This window comes from Sphingobium cyanobacteriorum, assembly GCF_030580935.1.
GTDB classification, from domain to species: Bacteria; Pseudomonadota; Alphaproteobacteria; order Sphingomonadales; family Sphingomonadaceae; genus Sphingobium; species Sphingobium cyanobacteriorum.
The window spans coordinates 619067-637017 of record NZ_JAUQOM010000002.1 but is presented as its reverse complement, the minus strand read 5'-3'; the positions used below and the strand labels follow the sequence as shown (position 1 = coordinate 637017).

16 protein-coding genes and 1 tRNA gene are annotated in these 17951 nt (G+C 63.1%); 7 read left to right on the top strand and 10 right to left on the bottom strand.

The genetic code is table 11. From position 1 onward, the window contains the following. Window positions 1-83: 83 nt before the first annotated feature. Entirely contained in the window at window positions 84-896 is an 813-nt protein-coding gene (locus Q4610_RS08090; RefSeq protein WP_304535463.1) for a SapC family protein, read from the top strand. A 287-nt stretch (window positions 897-1183) separates the two neighbouring features. Next, a tRNA-Glu gene (locus tag Q4610_RS08085) sits at window positions 1184-1258 on the top strand. 385 nt (window positions 1259-1643) lie between these two features. Here the strand turns inward: Q4610_RS08085 and Q4610_RS08080 are convergent. The 4 genes from Q4610_RS08080 to Q4610_RS08065 all read right to left on the bottom strand — a co-directional run bounded on the left by Q4610_RS08080 (window position 1644) and on the right by Q4610_RS08065 (window position 6997). Beyond that, window positions 1644-1946 (bottom strand): hypothetical protein, encoded by a 303-nt coding sequence (locus Q4610_RS08080; RefSeq protein WP_304535462.1) that lies wholly within the window; start codon window positions 1944-1946, stop codon window positions 1644-1646. Window positions 1947-1989: 43 nt separating this feature from the next. After that, window positions 1990-3228, bottom strand: a complete 1239-nt coding sequence (locus Q4610_RS08075) for a hypothetical protein (protein ID WP_304535461.1) — start codon at window positions 3226-3228, stop codon at window positions 1990-1992. A 26-nt stretch (window positions 3229-3254) separates the two neighbouring features. Continuing rightward, window positions 3255-4514 carry a sulfotransferase family protein gene (locus Q4610_RS08070; RefSeq protein WP_304535460.1) on the bottom strand — a complete coding sequence of 420 codons (1260 nt, stop codon included), beginning with the start codon at window positions 4512-4514 and terminating at the stop codon, window positions 3255-3257. A 68-nt stretch (window positions 4515-4582) separates the two neighbouring features. After that, on the bottom strand, window positions 4583-6997 hold the full coding sequence (locus tag Q4610_RS08065) for a TonB-dependent receptor (protein ID WP_304535459.1): 2415 nt from the start codon (window positions 6995-6997) through the stop codon (window positions 4583-4585). 251 nt (window positions 6998-7248) lie between these two features. Between Q4610_RS08065 and Q4610_RS08060 the strand changes: the two genes are divergently transcribed. Further along, window positions 7249-8196, top strand: coding sequence for a LysR family transcriptional regulator (locus Q4610_RS08060; RefSeq protein ID WP_304535458.1), 948 nt, complete (start codon window positions 7249-7251; stop codon window positions 8194-8196). On the opposite strand, the gene Q4610_RS08055 is transcribed toward Q4610_RS08060, so the two are convergent. Continuing rightward, complete coding sequence (locus tag Q4610_RS08055) at window positions 8146-8445, bottom strand: type II toxin-antitoxin system RelE family toxin (protein WP_304535457.1); 300 nt, start codon at window positions 8443-8445, stop codon at window positions 8146-8148. The genes Q4610_RS08060 and Q4610_RS08055 overlap by 51 nt on opposite strands. A gap of 211 nt (window positions 8446-8656) precedes the next feature. After that, on the bottom strand, window positions 8657-9535 hold the full coding sequence (locus Q4610_RS08050) for a LysR family transcriptional regulator (RefSeq protein WP_304535456.1): 879 nt from the start codon (window positions 9533-9535) through the stop codon (window positions 8657-8659). Between the two features lie 129 nt (window positions 9536-9664). On the opposite strand from Q4610_RS08050, the gene Q4610_RS08045 reads away from it, so the two are divergent. Genes Q4610_RS08045 through mmsB form a run of 3 tightly spaced genes read left to right on the top strand, consistent with a single transcriptional unit; the run spans window position 9665 to window position 12826 of the window. Next, entirely contained in the window at window positions 9665-10807 is a 1143-nt protein-coding gene (locus tag Q4610_RS08045) for an acyl-CoA dehydrogenase family protein (RefSeq protein ID WP_304535455.1), read from the top strand. A 46-nt stretch (window positions 10808-10853) separates the two neighbouring features. Then, window positions 10854-11921, top strand: a complete 1068-nt coding sequence (locus tag Q4610_RS08040) for an enoyl-CoA hydratase/isomerase family protein (RefSeq protein WP_304535454.1) — start codon at window positions 10854-10856, stop codon at window positions 11919-11921. Then, a complete protein-coding gene (mmsB, locus tag Q4610_RS08035; RefSeq protein ID WP_304535453.1) occupies window positions 11882-12826 on the top strand; it encodes a 3-hydroxyisobutyrate dehydrogenase in 945 nt (314 codons plus the stop codon). Before Q4610_RS08040 ends, mmsB begins: the two co-directional genes overlap by 40 nt. 108 nt (window positions 12827-12934) lie before the next feature. Here the strand turns inward: mmsB and Q4610_RS08030 are convergent, their stop codons facing one another. The 3 genes from Q4610_RS08030 to folE form a co-directional block, all read right to left on the bottom strand. Continuing rightward, window positions 12935-13714 (bottom strand): enoyl-CoA hydratase-related protein, encoded by a 780-nt coding sequence (locus tag Q4610_RS08030; protein WP_304535452.1) that lies wholly within the window; start codon window positions 13712-13714, stop codon window positions 12935-12937. Window positions 13715-13799: 85 nt separating this feature from the next. After that, window positions 13800-14639: an SDR family oxidoreductase gene (locus Q4610_RS08025; RefSeq protein ID WP_304535451.1), complete on the bottom strand. Its 840-nt coding sequence runs from the start codon at window positions 14637-14639 to the stop codon at window positions 13800-13802. Continuing rightward, window positions 14636-15241, bottom strand: a complete 606-nt coding sequence (folE, locus tag Q4610_RS08020; RefSeq protein ID WP_304535450.1) for a GTP cyclohydrolase I FolE — start codon at window positions 15239-15241, stop codon at window positions 14636-14638. The genes Q4610_RS08025 and folE overlap by 4 nt, the downstream gene beginning before the upstream one ends. Before the next feature lie 149 nt (window positions 15242-15390). Between folE and Q4610_RS08015 the strand changes: the two genes are divergently transcribed. Beyond that, window positions 15391-15990 (top strand): nucleotidyltransferase family protein, encoded by a 600-nt coding sequence (locus Q4610_RS08015; RefSeq protein ID WP_304535449.1) that lies wholly within the window; start codon window positions 15391-15393, stop codon window positions 15988-15990. A gap of 55 nt (window positions 15991-16045) precedes the next feature. On the opposite strand, the gene Q4610_RS08010 is transcribed toward Q4610_RS08015, so the two are convergent. Next, on the bottom strand, window positions 16046-17716 hold the full coding sequence (locus Q4610_RS08010; RefSeq protein ID WP_304535448.1) for an MFS transporter: 1671 nt from the start codon (window positions 17714-17716) through the stop codon (window positions 16046-16048). Window positions 17717-17951 lie beyond the last annotated feature (235 nt).

Genomic DNA, 17951 nt, shown 5'->3' with positions numbered 1-17951 from the left:
GCAAGGCCAGTATCGCCATGCACCAATATTCAGCCAGCGTCGGCAGGTAAAAAGCCGGCGCATTTTCAAGAGTGGACCCGGATATGGCCAGCGCGCCCGCCAACACCCTGCCGATCTTCTACAATGACCTGCTGCCGCTCAGCAGCGTCGACCATGTCGACTATAAGGTGCGCCAGGTCGAATCGGCCCCGTTCCTGACGACCCAGCATGCGGTCCCGCTGACCATCGACGAATTCGTGTCGGCCCAGCGTTTCGCCCCGATCATCTTTTCGTCCGGCGACGATTCGGTGCCGCTGCTGCTGATGGGCCTCAATGAAGGCGTGAACATCTTCGTCGATGATGAAGGCAAGCTGCGCGGCCCCGCCTATGTCCCGGCCTATGTCCGCCGCTATCCCTGGATGCTGGCCAAGCTGCGTCCCGACAGCGAGGAACTCTCGCTCTGCTTCGACCCCACCAGCCCCGCCATCGGCGCGTTCGATGAAGGCCAGGCCCTGTTCGAGGATGGCAAGCCCAGCGACCTGACCCAGGGCGTGCTGAAATTCTGCGAGGATTTCGAGCAGGCGGCGGCACGGACCGGCCAGTTCGTGCGTGACCTGCGCGAAATGGACCTGCTGATGGACGGGGAAGTGTCGATCCAGACGCCGATCGCCGAGCAGCCCTTCGTCTATCGCGGCTTCCGCATGATCAATGAAGAAAAGCTGCGCGACCTGCGCGGCGACCAACTGCGCAAGATCAACCAGAACGGCATGCTGCCGCTGATCTACGCGCATCTCTTCTCGCTCCAGTTGATGCGCGACATTTTCGAGGCGCAGATCGGCCAGGGCAAGGGACCGATCGCCCTCCCCGCCGCGACCGAGCCGGCCCCGGAAGCCGTGACCGAGGCGGCTGGCGCCTGAATGCAAAATGAACCCGAAAGGGTTTGAAAAATTGATGGAAAGGGCATCGCATCTCCCCTTGTAAGGCGATGCGACCTGCCCTATCTATCAATCATGCGATGCACCTGCCCCCCTTTCGGGTGTGTCGTATGGGCGCCTTCCCCCTTTGGAAGGCGTCTCCTCCCTGAACCTTGGCCACCCCATGCTCTGCATGGGGTGGTTTTTTATGGCATTCAGGCGGACAATCGCTTGACGCACTGGGCCCGCCTGTTAAAGCCCACCGCCTGCCAGCCGCCGATACGGCACATGGCCCCTTCGTCTAGCGGTTAGGACGCGGCCCTCTCACGGCTGAAACACGGGTTCGATTCCCGTAGGGGTCACCAAAATACTCTCACAAAGAGTATCAGAAATGCCGGGAATGGCGAATTTCTGCGGTTTTTCATGGTATAGCTGTCCCGCAGAGTGATCTGGAACCACCGGATACCAGCAAGTTGATGCTATGTCTGATGGCAGCGCGGCCCTCCTCGAAACGGAGGCCATCATGGCGCTCAGCGTCGCTGCGATCAAAGATGCAGCACTGGTCCGACCATCTCGACTGCCTGCGCGACGGGCAGAAGGTCGTAACCGGCTCGTTCGGTCAGGCGAAGGGCCAAGCCGCCTGATCGCAAGCGGTCGATGTTGCCGTGCCCTTGCCAAGAACAGGCGGGGCACGGCGACAGGATCAAGCGCCCAACTCCTGCCGGTCGCTTAACCTCAAGTCATCCGACTCTAAAGGGCCTTCCAGAACGCCAAACGCGCACTCCCATGGTCCAGTGCGTCCGAAATGGGCATCAGGTCGGTTCCGGCCCGTCGGGAAAGCTCGGCCATGACTCCCTCGATATCATCGGTTTCCACCTCGTAAATCGCCATGTAGCGATGCTCGGTGCCTGACACGCAGACGAAGCGTTCACCCGAAACGATATCCGGGATGGCAACCAGGTCAGGCAGATGTCGCTGGTCGTACCAGCGGTTATAATCATCATCCCGGCCTTCGATCGCGTTGCTGAAGGCCACCAATTTGTAACGTGCCATGATGCTTTCCCCTATCCTGTATCGAACCGACGAGACGGCGGATTTACATAATGCGCCGCTGATAAGCGGACACGCGGCCGGCCAGTTGCGCGGCACGCTCCTGTTCGTTCACCCAGCGTGTTTCCGGGGGCAGCTCGCCACGTAGGCCATCGATTGTCGTCCTGTGCAAGGACGCGAAGATTGGTCGACCGCCGGACTGCATCGCCTGCCAGCGGAGGATCATCAGGACATTTGCATATCCCCCCGTATCGAGCCAGTTCCACACACCCGGATCGCGCCGCGCAATCACCGTGCGAATGAAGCCGTCATTGTCGACATGCGACTGCGCCGCCGTTTGGCTTGACTGGATATGCTGATAATCCAGGGAGCGATAAAGCCAATCGGTCAGTTCGACCGCAGCATAGCCAGCACCGGCAGGATCCCATGTCAGGATGAAAGCGTCGTCCGCGTCGAGCCGGAAATGCCCGCTGCTCGTGCCTTGGGTCGACAGGCCAACCCCGGTGCTCGCCAGGGAGCGAGCGGGCAGGATTTCGTTGAGCACGATGCTGCTCACCATGTTCTGAAACCAGAAATATTGGAACACGTCACGCAGGGCGTGATGGATCGCCCGCGCGAACATGTCGTCGCGGTCGATCGGCGGGGCCTTCGCCTCGCCCATCCGCTCGATAGTCAAATCGAGCGGCGTTTCACTGGCCCAATCCATCATCGAGTCGCGAACAAAGAGAAATTTATTGCCGGGACTGGTCTGAAGATGGTTTGTTCGTCCCGCTTTCGGGCGATCGTCGATCTCGATGACGAAGCTGCCATCCTCCTCCCATAGCAGGTCGTGATCTTCAAGCAGCGCAACCGTTTGTGAAGTGCCGAAGTTATTGGCCAGCGCGAAGGAGATATTGGCCGGGCGTCGCCCGATTGTCCGCCCGCTCAGACGATACCGTGTCCCATGTTCGATGCCGGCCAGGCGGTAGCAATTGTCTGGATTGTCCCCGCCGGTACGCGCGCCCGGAACGCTGGTTCCGTGCCAGTCATGGGCCGGCATGAAGTTGCGGACCAGTCGTGGGTGCTGACTATCCGAAGCCGCTGCCTTGAAAAACCAGTTGGTCAGGAACTCATCGGCCAGTTCACCAAGCATGGGACGCATTTCGTCGGGCAGGCGCGAACCATAGCCAATTTCGAAATATTTGGCGATCTGGGCGCGCACGGGTTCGCCGCGTGGATCGGCGCGCATGGCGCGCACGTCGGCCTCCGCGGCCAACTGGGCCGGGGTGAAGATCGGATTTGACACGATATGCCTTTCGCTCTTGCCTTGGGTCATGCGCGGGGACCGCGCTCGCGCGTGATGCCGAATTGCTCGATATAGTCGCCGAACGCCGCCTCTATATCTGTGTCGTCCATGCCGAATTCTTGCAGCGAATATTGGCGTTGCGGCCCCTTGCCATGACTGTCGATGGCCAGGTGCCGCTCCATCCGGTCACGCGCGATATCGGTCAGGTGCAGGCCAAAGCGGTCGTAAAGCTGAGTGACGACAGCCAGGGGATCGGCGACGAGATCGGTAAAGTTGATGTCCACCACCTGGATGTTCGCGCTCGCGCTGCGGCGCCAGGCGGCATAATCTTTCATCGCCTGCGCCCATATCGCCAGTTGCTCCCGCCCTATGGCGGCAAGATCCGTCGGCTGGTCGGAAAACAGCCCGCGCAGTGCAGCCATCAGGCTCGCCATGGACGGCACGACCCTGGCCGGGTCGCGGTGATTTACGTAAATCAGCGCGTCGGGGAAGGCGAGCCGCATGTCATTCCACGCCATGATATGGGCGGGCGTCTTGAGCGCCCAACGCCGCGCTTCGCCATCCGCCTGCAGATATTGCATGACGCCGATCTGCCATTGGTAGGCAGCGGCGGTCTTGTCGGCCACGGCGTCCATGAAGGCCGGCACATGCCAGAATCCGCCGAAAAATCCGGTGCAGGCGCCCTCCTGCATGAAAAGACATTCTTCCGGCAGATCTGCGCCAAATGGATGGATGGCACGCATCTTGGGATCGGTCATGCCTTGGTAGGCAATCAACGCCTCGTAAATCTCGGCACGCTGGTCGCCGCCATCGCCCCGGAGCGGCACGGGGATAACCGCTTCAAACGCGCGGGCGACACGCATGTCGGGATCTTGCGCGATCACACCATGCAGGAACGTGGTGCCTGCGCGCGGCATGCCGGTGCCGATCAACGGCGCCAGGATGCGTTGTTCGTCAACATTTGGCGTAGATTTGCGTGCGTCGAGATAGCGCAGTCGCGAAACAAGAAGTGTCATCAATCGCGCATAGGAGCGATGCCGCCCGATCGCCGAGACTGCACCACTGTCCTCGATCCCGTCGCACAACAGCGCAAAATCGTGCCGAAACCGATCCTCTTCCCATTTCGATCCACCCCAGTCGGACAGGCCGGTCAGGGTCTCGGCACGGGGGATCAATGTGCCTGCGGTCAATGGTCCGTCCCATCCGGCCATGCCCGCCTTATAGGCGAGGGTTGGGCATTCGTCGGCCATAGCTTGCTTTTCTGTCGCGGTTTCATCGTCAATCATGGCTGACTCCAGTAAATGGGAAGGCGGCTATGCCGCACCGCCTGATGGCGCTGCGGCTCACCGTGCGGTCAGAAGCGGTAATTGGCACTGACGCCATAGGTGCGGGGGGCGCCAAATGTGGCCGTGGAATAACCCCAAGCCTGAAATTGCACATTGCGCGAGGTGATATATTCCTTGTCGAACAGGTTGCGTGCCCACAATTGAATATTGATCGGGCCATTCATGACATTGTCCCAGTTCAACGAAGCATTGGCCGTAAAATAACCCGCAATTTCGTTGAAGCGCTTGCCGAAGCTGGCATTATAGTCGCCAAAGACATTGGTTTGGGTGATTTTGCTGGTGTGATATCCCGACACCGTAGTCGTGATTTGGCCGATCGTGGATGCAACCGGCCATTCGTAGCTGGCCGCGACGTTGAACTGATGCTTGGGGGTTTGGGCGGGCGTCGCACCACTCAGGTCGGTCGGCTGGACCAGCGTGACGCCCGTTTGGCCGTCGGCGTTCCCGCCCAGGCCGGGGATGATGAACTCGTCAAACTTCGACTTTATGAAATTGTAGCTGGCGTCCAGCGTCAGCCCTTGAAACGGCGAGTAGCGCAGTTCCAGGTCAACGCCCCAGACCGATTGCCGTGCTGCGTTGATCACGCCATAGCCCGCAAACTGGTCGTCATAGTTCGCGTTGACGAAAACCTGCTTGTCCTTGGTCTTGCCGCGATAGACCGCCACATTGGTACGCAACGGCCGCCCGGCCAGGAACCAGTCGGCCTTGAGCCCGGCCTCCATCATCGTCGTCGTTTCCGGCTCGAAAAACGGCACTTCGCGGATGGTGAAGTTGCTGCCGCCTGACAGATAGCCATGGCTGATCTTTGCATAGCCCAGCACATGCGCGCCAAATTTGTTGGTCACCGACAGGTTCCAGCTCGGTGCCCGGAACCTGCGCGATCGCTGGCCAGTGCAGGCCGCGAAATCCCTGGCCTGATAGAAAATCAACGCGGCCGTGGCACAGGGCGTCTGCGCGTCGGGGAAATAGTTGGCGCCGAATGTGGGCAGTACGCCGACCGCTTGCGACGCGGAAACGCGGGACGAAATCTTGTCCCAGTTGTAACGAAATCCGCCACCCACGCTCAGGGTCGGGGTCACTTCCAACTCGCTATTGGCATACACCGCGCTCGAACTGAATTTTTTCCACTCGAAATTATGAATGTCGATGACGAGCGGCAGCGAAAATCCAAAGGCGCCCGACAGAAACAGGCTCTGTCCGACATTGGCGTTGATGCCCTCGCGCTTGTCGCTCGACAGGAAAAAGCCGCCTACACTCGTGCGCCAGCGATCGTCCATGGCCGAATACATCAATGTTATGTCATCGATCCACTGTGAAGCCTCGACATCTTTATAGATATTCACCTGTGTGAGCGTGAGGCCGGACGTATCCTCCGAAAAGCCCAGCATATCCTTGCGCCAGCCAAGCACGTTGCGCAGCTTGAGCGTGTCAGTCAGGTCAATGTTGAGTCGATGCTCGATGCCAAACAGCTTCGCCTTGCCGTAATATTCCCGCTGCACGCCGGAGGCGTCGGCGCCGACATAGATCGTCTTGCGGTTCCCGATCCGCTCGCCAAGGTCTCCGGGATTGATCCCGGACCCGGCGGCGGGTCCGAAATCCGTCGGAATTGTGCCGGAAGGCGCTTCGTCCCGGTTGAAATAGTCTACGATCAGCACGCTATCTACCGGCCCGGAACCCAGTTGCATCGTCCCGCGCAAGGAGTAGCGGTTTTCGTTTGCAAAACGATCAGGAGCGCCGCCAGCAGCGATGGGGTTTCTCACATAGCCGTCACGCTTGATCCAGTTGCCTGCAAAGCGAAAACCCAACACGTCATTGACCGGGAGATTGATCATTCCCTCCAGTTCCTTGCGGCTATAATTGCCGTAGCCGGCTTTGACATATCCCTCGAAAGCCGGGGACGGCAGGTTGGTGCGCACGGTCAGGGTGCCGCCGGTTGTGTTGGTGCCAAATTGCGTGCCTTGCGGTCCCTTGAGCACTTCGACGGTGGAAATGTCGTAAAACTGCGTGGACAGACCGATGGCATTCATAAGCGGCACATCGTTGAGATAGAGCGCGACGCCGCCGTCAATGCCCAGTTCGGTCGTCGTGCCACGGATGGCAAAGACGGGCGTGCCGCCGGTCTGATTATTGGAAATCGTAAGGCCTGGCGTCACCGTCTGCAAGTCACGCACGTCAAGGATCACCTTTTCCCTGATCTGTTCGGCATTGAATGCGGAAATCGTGATCGGGAGAGACTGTGACGCTTCGCCCACCTTGCGGGCGGTGACGATAATGTCATCGAACCCGTTCTGCGCCCGTGCAGCGCTATTCGCTTGCGCTTCGCCTGGTCGCAAATTGTCCTGCGCGACGGCATGGTGCGGTAGTCCGGCGATCGCGATGCTGAGCAATGAAACGCCAACGGCTTGCCTATATACGGTGTTCATCTGGTTCCTCCCCGGTCAACGTCATGCGAACTTTGCGTCCGTCACGGGAGGAATTGCCACGATGCAAGGCCGCATGGCACCGACGCCTTTTCGTCCCGATCATTTGCATGCGGGCAGTTGTCGGCTGTTTTCCATGATCCTGCTGTTGCAGGTTTCCTCTCCGTCCTCTTGTGGTAGCGCGTGCAAACTGGGCGCGGGAGGCTGAATATTTACATTTGACAGATCAGTATCACTGATCCATCTTTTCGTCCGTGCGGAACTGGAACCACCTAGTCCCCTTTGTCTATGCCGCCCGCGAACTGAGCTTCCGCAAGGCTGCATCACAGTTGGGCGTCACGCCCGGCGCGATCAGCCAGAGCATCTCTCAGTTCGAACGACGGCTGGGTTTCAGTCTTTTCTATCGATTGACACGGGAAGTGCGCCTGACGGATGAGGGCACCCGGCTTTTTGAAATGTTGCGGGGGCAAGTCGAGGAACTCGACCATACTCTGGCGTTCGCATCGGAAATACCATTGAAGCCAAACGGCACGATCCGCCTTGCCGCCTATACCTGCTTCGGATCACAATGGCTTGTACCGATCCTGGCCGATTTCCTTATATTATATCCGGCAATCAACCTGGATATTCGCTTTGCCTACGATCTGAACGACAATGACACAGTCGATATCGTCGTGCGGAGCAGCCTGCCTGAAAGCTCGACTTTCGAATATCATGAAGTCATAAAAATGCGCTCGATAATCGTTGCATCGCCCGCTTATCTGGCGCGCATGGGTACGCCGCAAACAGTGCAAGAGCTAGCGCGCCACACGCAAATTTTTATCGACAACGGCGCTGGGCCGATTCCCTGGTTCCATCGCGAACGAGCGCCCCGGTCCGCCGCGAAAACAAGGCTGCGAGACAATCTGGTGCGGATACCGCGCTCGCCAAATCATATCGTTGTGCGCGGGCATGTCGATGTCACGGACGAAATGCAGCAGGCCGGACTTGGGCTGATCATGGTGAATGATCATGTCGTGAAAGACACCATTGATTCAGGGAAATTGGTGCAGGTTCTCGATGCCGAGGAATTCCACTTGGGCAATGCGTCGAGCAACAATGTATATGTCGGCTGCCGCGGTCCGGGCAAAATGACAAATCGTGAGACCCTGTTATTCAAGCATATTCGTGACCGGCTTCTGGCACGGCAATCGCAAATTTGAAATGTCGCTGAGCAAGTCACTCACTTCACAAGCGGTAAAATGCATGATGGCGTCGAAGTCGGCTTCCTTCATCTGCATTCCGTCGGCCGTCTCTGCCTTTGCATTCGGCATACGGGACATGTCCTTGCAATGGTCAATATCGGGGATCAACACCTCGTCAGGATTGGACCGCACGACGTAAAGAACGCGCCAGTCACCCAGGCGCTCACGATATAGCGGATCGCCCTCATCCATCGCGACGTCCTGCACCGTCCTGGCGCCTTGCGGGTGCGGCTTCACCCGCCTTCGGCCCGCTGCGCTCGCAAGGGCGAAGCAAACCCATGTCCCCGGACTCCAAACGGCTATCGCGACATGCGATCAGCCAAGACTGCCGCCGCATGTCTTTGTCCATCCTGGCATGGGACAGGCGCAACCGGGCACGGCTTTCGCGTCATGGCGGAAAGGCTGCTCAAGGATATGGCTAAACAGCGAGCGTCTGGACCCTTTCGTAAATCCAGTCGGCGACCGCACCGATGCGCGCCAGCCGCCGCATATCGTCCTGCATCACCAGCCAGAAGCTGCGGACGATCTCCACCCTGTCGGTCATCAGCGGCATCAGGCCGGGGTCGCGCCGGCCGATGAAATCGGGCAGCACGCCGATCCCCGCCCCCTGTGCGATCATCCGTTGCTGGATGAGGATGCTGGTCGACCGCAGATGCGCCTCCAGCCCCGCCTCCACCTCGTCCAGATAGTCCAGTTCGGGCGAGAAGATGAATTCGGGCACATAGCCGACCAGGGTGCAATCGCGCAGGTCGGCGGGTCTGTCCGGCCGGCCGACCCGGTCCAGATAGGCAGGCGAGGCATAAAGATGCAGCCGATAGTCGCCCAGCCGCCGCACCCTCAGCCGCCCGCGCTGCGGCCGGGTCAGCATCACCGCCATGTCGGCTTCCCGGTTGGAGGGGTTGAGAAAGCCGGACGCGGTGATGAGGTCCAGCCGGATGCCGGGATGGCGGCGGTTGAAATCGCCGATGCCCGGCGCCAGCACCCAGGCGCCGAACCCCTCCGCCACCGACAGCCGCACCTGCCCGCTCAGCCGATGTTCCTGCCCCTGCACCTCCTCCATCGCCGCCAGCGCCGCGCTTTCCGCGCTCTCTGCGTGGCGCAGCAGCGCCTGCCCTTGCGCGGTCAGGGTCCGCTCCCCCGCGCCCATTTCGAACAGGTCGGCGGCCAGCGCCTTTTCCAGCCGCGCCAGCCGGCGCGCGATGGTGGTGGCGTCGATCCCCAGCGCGCGCGCCGCCGGCGCCACCTTGCGCGCCCGCGCCACCGCCAGGAATATGCGCAGGTCATCCCAGTCGAACATCGCGTATCCTGCAAATTTGCATGATATCCATGCACAACTTCGCCATTGCTGGCAATAACGCGACCTTGCTACAAGAGCGTGGAAAGTGATCCTGCCGCGTGGCGCGGAACGGCGGGGCGGAAGGAAAGCATGACCCAATTCGACCTGACCGAGGACCAGCGCACCATTCAGGACATGGCGCGCCGCTTCACCGCCGACGCGATCACGCCCCATGCGGCGACATGGGACGAGAAGCATATTTTCCCGCGCGACACGATCCGGGCGGCGGCGGAGCTGGGCTTTGGCGGCATCTATGTGTCGGAGCAATCGGGGGGCATCGGGCTTGGCCGGCTGGAAGCCGCGCTCATCATGGAAGCGATGGCCTATGGCTGTCCCTCGACCAGCGCCTTCATCTCGATCCACAATATGGCCGCCTGGATGATCGACCGCTTCGGCGCGCCGGCGGTCAGGGACAAATATCTTCCCGACCTGGTGCCCATGGCGCGCATGGCCAGCTACTGCCTGACAGAGGCAGGCTCCGGGTCGGACGCCGCCGCGCTCAGGACGCGGGCGGTGCGGGATGGCGACCATTATGTCGTGACCGGCTCCAAACAGTTCATTTCGGGCGGCGGCGAAAATGACATCTATGTCGTCATGGTCCGCACCGGGGAGGATGGACCAAAAGGCATCAGTTGCCTGGTCATCGAAAAGGACATGGCGGGCGTCAGCTTCGGCGCGCAGGAGCGCAAGCTGGGCTGGCACAGCCAGCCCACCTGCCAGGTCAATTTCGACGGTGTGCGGGTGCCGGTCGACAATCTGGTCGGCAGCGAGGGCGAAGGGTTCCGCATCGCGATGACGGGGCTGGACGGCGGCCGACTCAATATCGGCGCCTGCTCGCTGGGCGGCGCGCAGCGCTGCATCGACGAAGCCGTCAGCTACACCAGGGATCGCAAGCAGTTCGGCCAGGCGATCGCCGATTTCCAGAACACCCAATTCACCCTGGCCGACATGCAGACCGAACTGGAGGCGGCGCGCACGCTGCTCTATGCCGCCGCGGTCAAGGTGACGGACAATGCGCCCGACAAGACCCGCTTCGCCGCCATGGCCAAGCGCTTCGCCACCGACACCGGATCGTCGGTGGCCGACCGCGCGCTGCAACTCCATGGCGGCTATGGCTATCTGATGGACTATCCGGTCGAACGGCTGTGGCGCGACCTGCGGGTCCATTCGATCCTGGAAGGCACCAACCAGGTCATGCGGATGATCGTCGCGCGGGACATGTTGCGGGATTGATAGCAATCCTCTCCGCCGGGAGGGGAGAGGAGAGGATAGGAAGATAATGACCGACCAGGTCCTGACATTCATCGAAAACGGCATCGGCCGCATCCGCCTCAACCGGCCAAGGGCGATCCACGCCCTCACGCCCGACATGTGCGACGCGATCAACAACGCGCTGCTGGCATGGCGCGGCGATGACAGCGTGATCGCGGTGATGATCGACCATAGCGAGGGGCGCGGTTTCTGCGCCGGCGGCGACATCGCCCTGATCGCCAACAGCGCCAGGGCCGATTGCATCGAGGCGGAGCGCTTCTTCCACCTCGAATATCGGATGAACCATCTGCTGTTCGTCTATGACAAGCCGGTCGTCGCCTTCATCGACGGCATCGTCATGGGCGGGGGCGTGGGGCTGTCGCTCCCCGCCCGCTATCGCGTCGCGACCGAGCGCACGACCTTCGCCATGCCCGAAACCGGCATCGGCCTGTTTCCCGATGTCGGCGGCGGCTGGTATCTGCCGCGCCTGCCCGGCCGGGTCGGCGCCTGGCTGGCGGCGACGGGCGCGCGGATCGACGGGGCGGATTGCGCCGCGATCGGCATCGCCACCCATTATATCGCGTCGGACAGGCTGGATGCGGTCAAGGCCAGCATTCTGGCCGACCCGACCGGGCTGGGCGCGATATTGGACGAAAATGCGGAAACCCCGCCCCCGTCCAGCCTGGACGCGCACCGCGCCGAGATCGACCGGCTGTTCGCATCGGACCGCGCGGAGGAAATCGTCGCGGCGCTGCGCGCCGATGGCGGCGCATGGGCGGACAGGCAACTGGCGGTGCTCGCCACCAAATCGCCCCAGACGATCAAGGTCGCCCTGCGCCAGTTGGTGGAGGGCGCGGCAAAGCCCGACTTCGCGGCCAATATGGCGATGGAATATGGCCTTGCCTGCGCGGTCATCCGCCGTCCCGATTTCGTCGAGGGCGTGCGCGCGGTGATTTTCGACAAGGATAATGCGCCCGCCTGGAATCCGGCCACGCTGGACGCGGTGAGCGACAGGATGATCGACGCGATCTTCGCGCCGCTGCCAGCCGAAAAACAATGGACGCCGCTGCCCGCCACGGTCGGCGCAGACGCCTGAACGCAAGAGGAAGCCCGGACATGACCCAGACGATCGCCTTCATCGGCCTTGGCAATATGGGCGGCGGGATGGCCGCCAACCTGGCTAAAAACGGCTATGCCGTGCGCGCCTTCGACCTGTCGGAGGACGCGCTGGCCAGGGCGGAGGAACATGGCGCCATGCGCGCGGCGAGCGCCGCCGAGGCCGTCACCGGCGCAGATGCGGTGGTGACGATGCTGCCCGCCGGCAAACATGTCGAGAGCGTCTATACTGACGCAGTGTTCGGCGCGGCCAAGCCGGGCGCGCTGTTCCTGGATTGCTCGACCATCGATGTCGCCACCGCCCGCCGGGTGATCGAAGCGGCGACGGCACGAGGGTTCGGGATGGTCGACGCGCCCGTGTCCGGCGGCATCGCGGCGGCCAATGGCGGGACGCTGACCTTCATGGTCGGCGGCGCGGACGCGGCCTTCGCGCAGGCCAGGCCGATCCTGTCCGCCATGGGCAAGGCGGTGATCCATGCCGGCGGCGCGGGGAACGGGCAGGCCGCCAAGATCTGCAACAACATGCTGCTGGGCGCGACGATGGTGGCCACTTGCGAGAGTTTCGCCATGGCCAGGAAGCTCGGCCTCGACCCGCAGACCTTCTACGATATCAGCAGCGTGTCGTCAGGCCAGAGCTGGTCGATGACCAGCTACTGCCCGGTCCCCGGCGTCGGCCCGCAAACGCCCGCCGACAATGGCTATCAGGGCGGCTTTGCGGTCGGCCTGATGCTCAAGGATTTGAAACTGGCGATCGAAGCGGCCGCTTCGGTCGGCGCCAGCGTGCCGATGGGCAACGCCGCCGAAGCGCTCTATCAACTGCTCGCCAACCGGGGCGAGGCCGGTCGCGACTTTTCCTGCATGATCGAGATGCTGGAGGGGAAGTAGGGACGCCTGCAATCCTGCAATCCTGCAAGGGCAGGCGCGCGCGTCCCTTTGCCGTCCCTTCCCCGCCTGCGCGCAAACATGCTGCGCCCTGGATCGACGGGGCGGCGCTCAGCGCCCCTTCCACACCCCCGGCCGCTTTTCGACGAAGGCGGTCATGCCTTCTTTCTTGTCGTCGGTGGCGGTCAGGATCTGGAACAGGCGGCGTTCGGTCAGCAGACCCTGAGCCAGCCCGGTTTCGAACGCGATATTGATCATTTCCTTGTTGATCATGCTGGCCATCGGCGGCATCGCGGCGATCGTGGCGGCGGTCCTGAGCGCTTCATCCAGCAGCTCCGCGGCCGGAACGACCCGGCTGACCAGCCCGGCGCGCTCGGCTTCGGCGGCGTCCATCATGCGGCCGGTCAGGCACATCTCCATCGCCTTGGCCTTGCCCACCGCGCGGGTCAGGCGTTGCGACCCGCCCATGCCCGGCGCCACGCCCAGCTTGATTTCGGGCTGGCCGAACTTCGCCGTGTCCCCCGCCAGGATGAAGTCCGCCATCATCGCCAGTTCGCACCCGCCACCCAGGGCAAAGCCCTGCACCGCCGCGATCCACGGCTTGCGGGTGGCGACCACGCCGGTCTGCCAGCCGGAAAAGAAATCCTGGAGGAAAAAGTCCGCCGCGTCCTTTTCCACCATTTCCTTGATGTCGGCCCCGGCAGCGAACGCCTTTTCACCGCTGCCCGTCAGCACCGCGCAGCGCTGGCCCGGATCGCGGTCATAGGCGCCGAAGGCGGCGCTCAGATCGGCCAGCACCTGGCTGTTGAGCGCATTCAATGCCTGCGGCCGGTTGAGCGTGATCAGCGTTACCGCGTCGCGCTGTTCCACTAGGATCGTTTCATAGGTCATCGCCATCTCCCTTCAAGCCTTCCCCCTCCCTCTATGGACATGGCCCGCGCTGCGCCAGCCCATGCCCATCGCATGCGCGCCGTCCCTATCGGCACAAATGCATGAAGTCGCGATCATAGCTTTTGAGGTGCGCGCCGCCATCGACATAGAGCGTCTGGCCGGTCACGGCGGCCGCTTCGACCAGATAGAGCACCGCCTGCGCGATCTCATCCGCCTGGGGCAGCCGCGCGAGCGGCATCATCTCGCCCAGCCGCTCCATCTGCGCCGCGTCATAATCGGGCGTCGCGATGGTCAGGCCCGGCGCGACGGCGTTGACGCGCACCCTGGGCGCCAGGCTGGTGGCGCTGGTGCGCGTCAGGCCGGCCAGCGCCAGCTTGGAAAGGGTATAGGCCAGTTGATCGGCATGGGGATGGTCGATCCGCTGGTCGAGGATATTGACGATGCAGCGGTCCCCTGCCCCGGCCGGGATGGTCGCGAACGCCTTGGTCAGCAAAGCCGGCGCGGCGCAGTTCACCGCATAATGGCGCATCAGGTCATCGGCCGTCACCGTGTCCAGACTGTCCTGCCCGAACAGGGCGGCGCTGTTGATCAATATGTCGGGCGGGCGACCGAATCGCTCCGCGACCATCGCCACCAGTTCCTCTGCCCCTTCGGGATCGGCAAAGTCGACGACGAAGCCCTCCCATTCGGTCCGCGCATCCTCGAACGCCAGCGCCAGATGGGAATCGAGCCGCGTGTCATGGCTGCCATGGATGGCGAGCGAATGGCCCGCCTTCGCCAGCGCGGCGGCGATGATGCCGCCCAGCCGCCGATGCCCGCCGGTGACGAGCGCCAGCCGCTTGGGCGCCAGCGGCGCACCGACCGGCGCGGCCTCGGACCGCGCCTTGCCCAGCGGGCGATAGGCAGGTTCCTCTTCGCTGGTCATGAAGCGATGAGCTTGAGCACTTCCTCCCGCGACTTTTCATCATCGCGGAATATGCCCAGCATCCGGCTGGTTTTCATGATCACATTGGGGGTGCGGACCCCCCGCCCGGTCATGCAGCCATGGGTCGCTTCGATGATGACGGCGACGCCCTGGGGCTTGAGATGTTCCCAGATGCAGTTGGCGACTTCCGATGTCAGCCGTTCCTGCACCTGCAATCGGTTGGCAAAGGCGTGCAGCACGCGGGCCAGCTTGGAAATGCCGACCACATATTGGCCGGGCAGATAGGCGATATGCGCCTTGCCCACGATCGGCGCCATATGATGTTCGCAATGCGACTGGAACGGAATATCTTTCAGCAGAACCACATCGTCATACCCGCCCACTTCGTGGAAGATGCGGGACAGATGATAGGCCGGATCGTCGCCATAGCCGCGGCAATATTCCCGCCAGGCGCGCGCGACACGTTGCGGCGTTTCCAGCAATCCCTCGCGTTCCGGGATATCCCCCGCCCAACGAATCAGCGTGCGGATCGCCTCGCTCACATCGGCCGGAACAGGTGTCTTGCCATCGCCGGCGGTTTCGGCGTCCAGATCACATGCCATGCACAAACCACTCCCTCTTGTCCGCCCCGCATATGGCGACTGGGATGGCGGATGGCCAGTGTCTTTCAGGACCGCTGGACACGGCATCACGAGGGTGGCACACCGACCGTCAGGGACGCCCAGAAAAATGACGAAATAATCGACTATCCATGCGCACTGAACGTATCGCTGCGGTTTTGCTGGCGGCCGGCACGTCGTCACGCTTTGGCGAGGCGGACAAGCTGATGGCCGATCTGCGCGGCAAGCCGGTGGCCGCGCATACGCTGGAAACGGTGGCGTCCATGGCCTTTGCCGAACTGGTCGCGGTGGTCCGCCCGATCGCATTCGCGCCGGTGATCCATCGCAAGCTGGACCGGCGCGGCTATACGATCCTGGTCAATGACCGGCCAGAAGATGGGATTGCGGGCAGCATCGTGCGCGCGGTCGACCATGTGATGCCCGACAACAGGATTCGCGGCATCTTGATCTGCCTGGCCGACATGCCCAATATTCCGCCCAGCCATTATAACCGCATCTGCCTGGCGGCCGAGGACATACGCTCCGTCGTCGCCAGCACCGACGGCTTTTCTTCCTCCCCGCCCGCCTTCATCGGGCGCAAGCATTTCCCCGAACTGCTGGCCCTGAAAGGCGACCAGGGCGCACGCGCGCTGCTGAGCCATGGGGTCCAGATCGAAACGAGCGGCGCGATATTGCACGATATCGATACGCCGGAGGATTTGCTGGGCGGGCGATCGGTCACGCCGGGCTGAATCGGATTGCCGCGCGGCCTGTGCCCGCGCCGTCAACTGCCCGCGCCGTCAACATTCAGTTCGACCGGGTCGGATCGGTCATGGCATCGCCCATTTCGCGGGCGTCGGGCGCGCGGCTGATCGGCAGCGATCCGGTCTGCCGTTCCAGCCGGCGATGGACGACCGGCTCCTGCGGGCCGGCATGGAGCGCGGCGATCGCTTCGCTGTTGGCAATGTCGGCCACGGTGCGCCGCTGGTTGTGGCGGACATAATCGAGCCAGGTCGACACATGATAGCGCTCGACCCACAGGTCCGGTTCGCCCAGGTCGCGCAGCAATTGCCAGCCATGGGCGCCGTCGCGGCGGCGGATGCGGCGGCGCTCGCTCATCGCGGTCAGGAAGGGCACGACCGATCCGGGCGGGATGCGATATTCGATGGTGATGACGATCGGCCCGCTGCGCGGCTCGACCGGGATCATCGTGTCCGGTTCATGCCAGTCGCCGCGCGGGTCGAGATTGTCGTCGCCAATCTGGGGCAGCGGCCGCCAGAAACCCAGCAATGCCGCGACGCATTGCATCCCTGCGGCGGCGTAGAGGCCCATGACCACGCCCTGATGCTCCGCCACCCAGCCGAACAGCCAGGCGCCCCCGGCCATGCCGCCGAACGCGATCATCTGGTACAGCGCGACCGCGCGCGCCACCACCCAGCGGGGCGCGGACATCTGAACCGACACGTTGAAGGTGGAAAGCGCGATGACCCAGCCCGCCCCGGCCAGCATATAGCCCAGGATCGACAGCGCCAGCCAGCCGCTGGCCCCGGTGATCGCCGTGCCCAGCGCAAGGGCCAGCGCCGCCGAGCGCACGATCGTTTCGATCGGGAAGCGCGCGCGCAGGCGGCGGGTGGACAATGCGCCCAGCACCGCGCCGACGCCGAAACCGCCGCTGATGATGCCGAAGGTCAGCGCCCCGCCGCCCAGCAGGTCGCGCGCGACCAGCGGCATCAGCGCCGACACGGCGGCCGCGCCGATGCCGAACGCCCCGGCGCGCAGCAGCACCAGCTTGATCTTGGGCGAGGCGGCGACATAGCCCACCCCCGCCACCATCGCGACGCCCAGCCGCTCGCGCGGCAGCAGCTTGGGCGGCACTTCGGGGCGCCAGCGCGCCAGCACCACGAGCAGCGCGACATAGCTGAGCGCGTTGGTCAGGAACGCCGCCGCCGCCCCCGCCGTCGCCACGATGATGCCGCCCAGCGCCGGGCCGACGCTGCGCGCGAGGTTGAAGCCCATCGAATTCATCGCCACCGCGCTGGGCAGAACGGCGCGCGGCACCATGTCGCCGACCGACGCCTGCCAGGCGGGACCGTTGATCGCGGTGGCGCAGCCGAGCAGGAAGGTGAAGCCGAGCAGCAGCCAGGGGGTCATGCCCCCGCCCCAGGCCGTGACCGCGAGCACGGCGGAGGTCAGCAGCATCGCGGCCTGGCACGCGATCATCACCTTGCGCCGGTCAAGATTGTCCGCCACCGCGCCCGCCCAGAGCGAGAGCAGCATGATCGGCAGGGTCGTCGCCGCCGGCACCAGCGCGATCAGCAGCGGCGACGCGGACAGGGATGTCATCATCCAGGCCGCGCCGACCGACTGGATCAGGCCCCCGAAATTGGAACCGAGGCTGGCGATCCAGATCGCGCGGAAGCTGGGGATCGAGAAAGGCGACGGCGGTTTTTCGGTCGGGGCTTGGGTCGCACTGTCCATGGGAGGGATATAGCCCGCTCTGGAACGGGTGCAACGGTCCTGCGTCGCCATGCGCCGGCGCGCACGTTCATCTACCTGAAATAGCAGGGGGATTCGCGCAGGACAAGCGCAAAGCGCAACAGCGAGTGGTACAACTGAATCGCGATTGCGCATTTGCCCTTACGGCAGGGCTGGCACGGCGCGAACCGCGTAATAGACACTTGCACTTTACGTAAACGTAAATACATTCATGCAC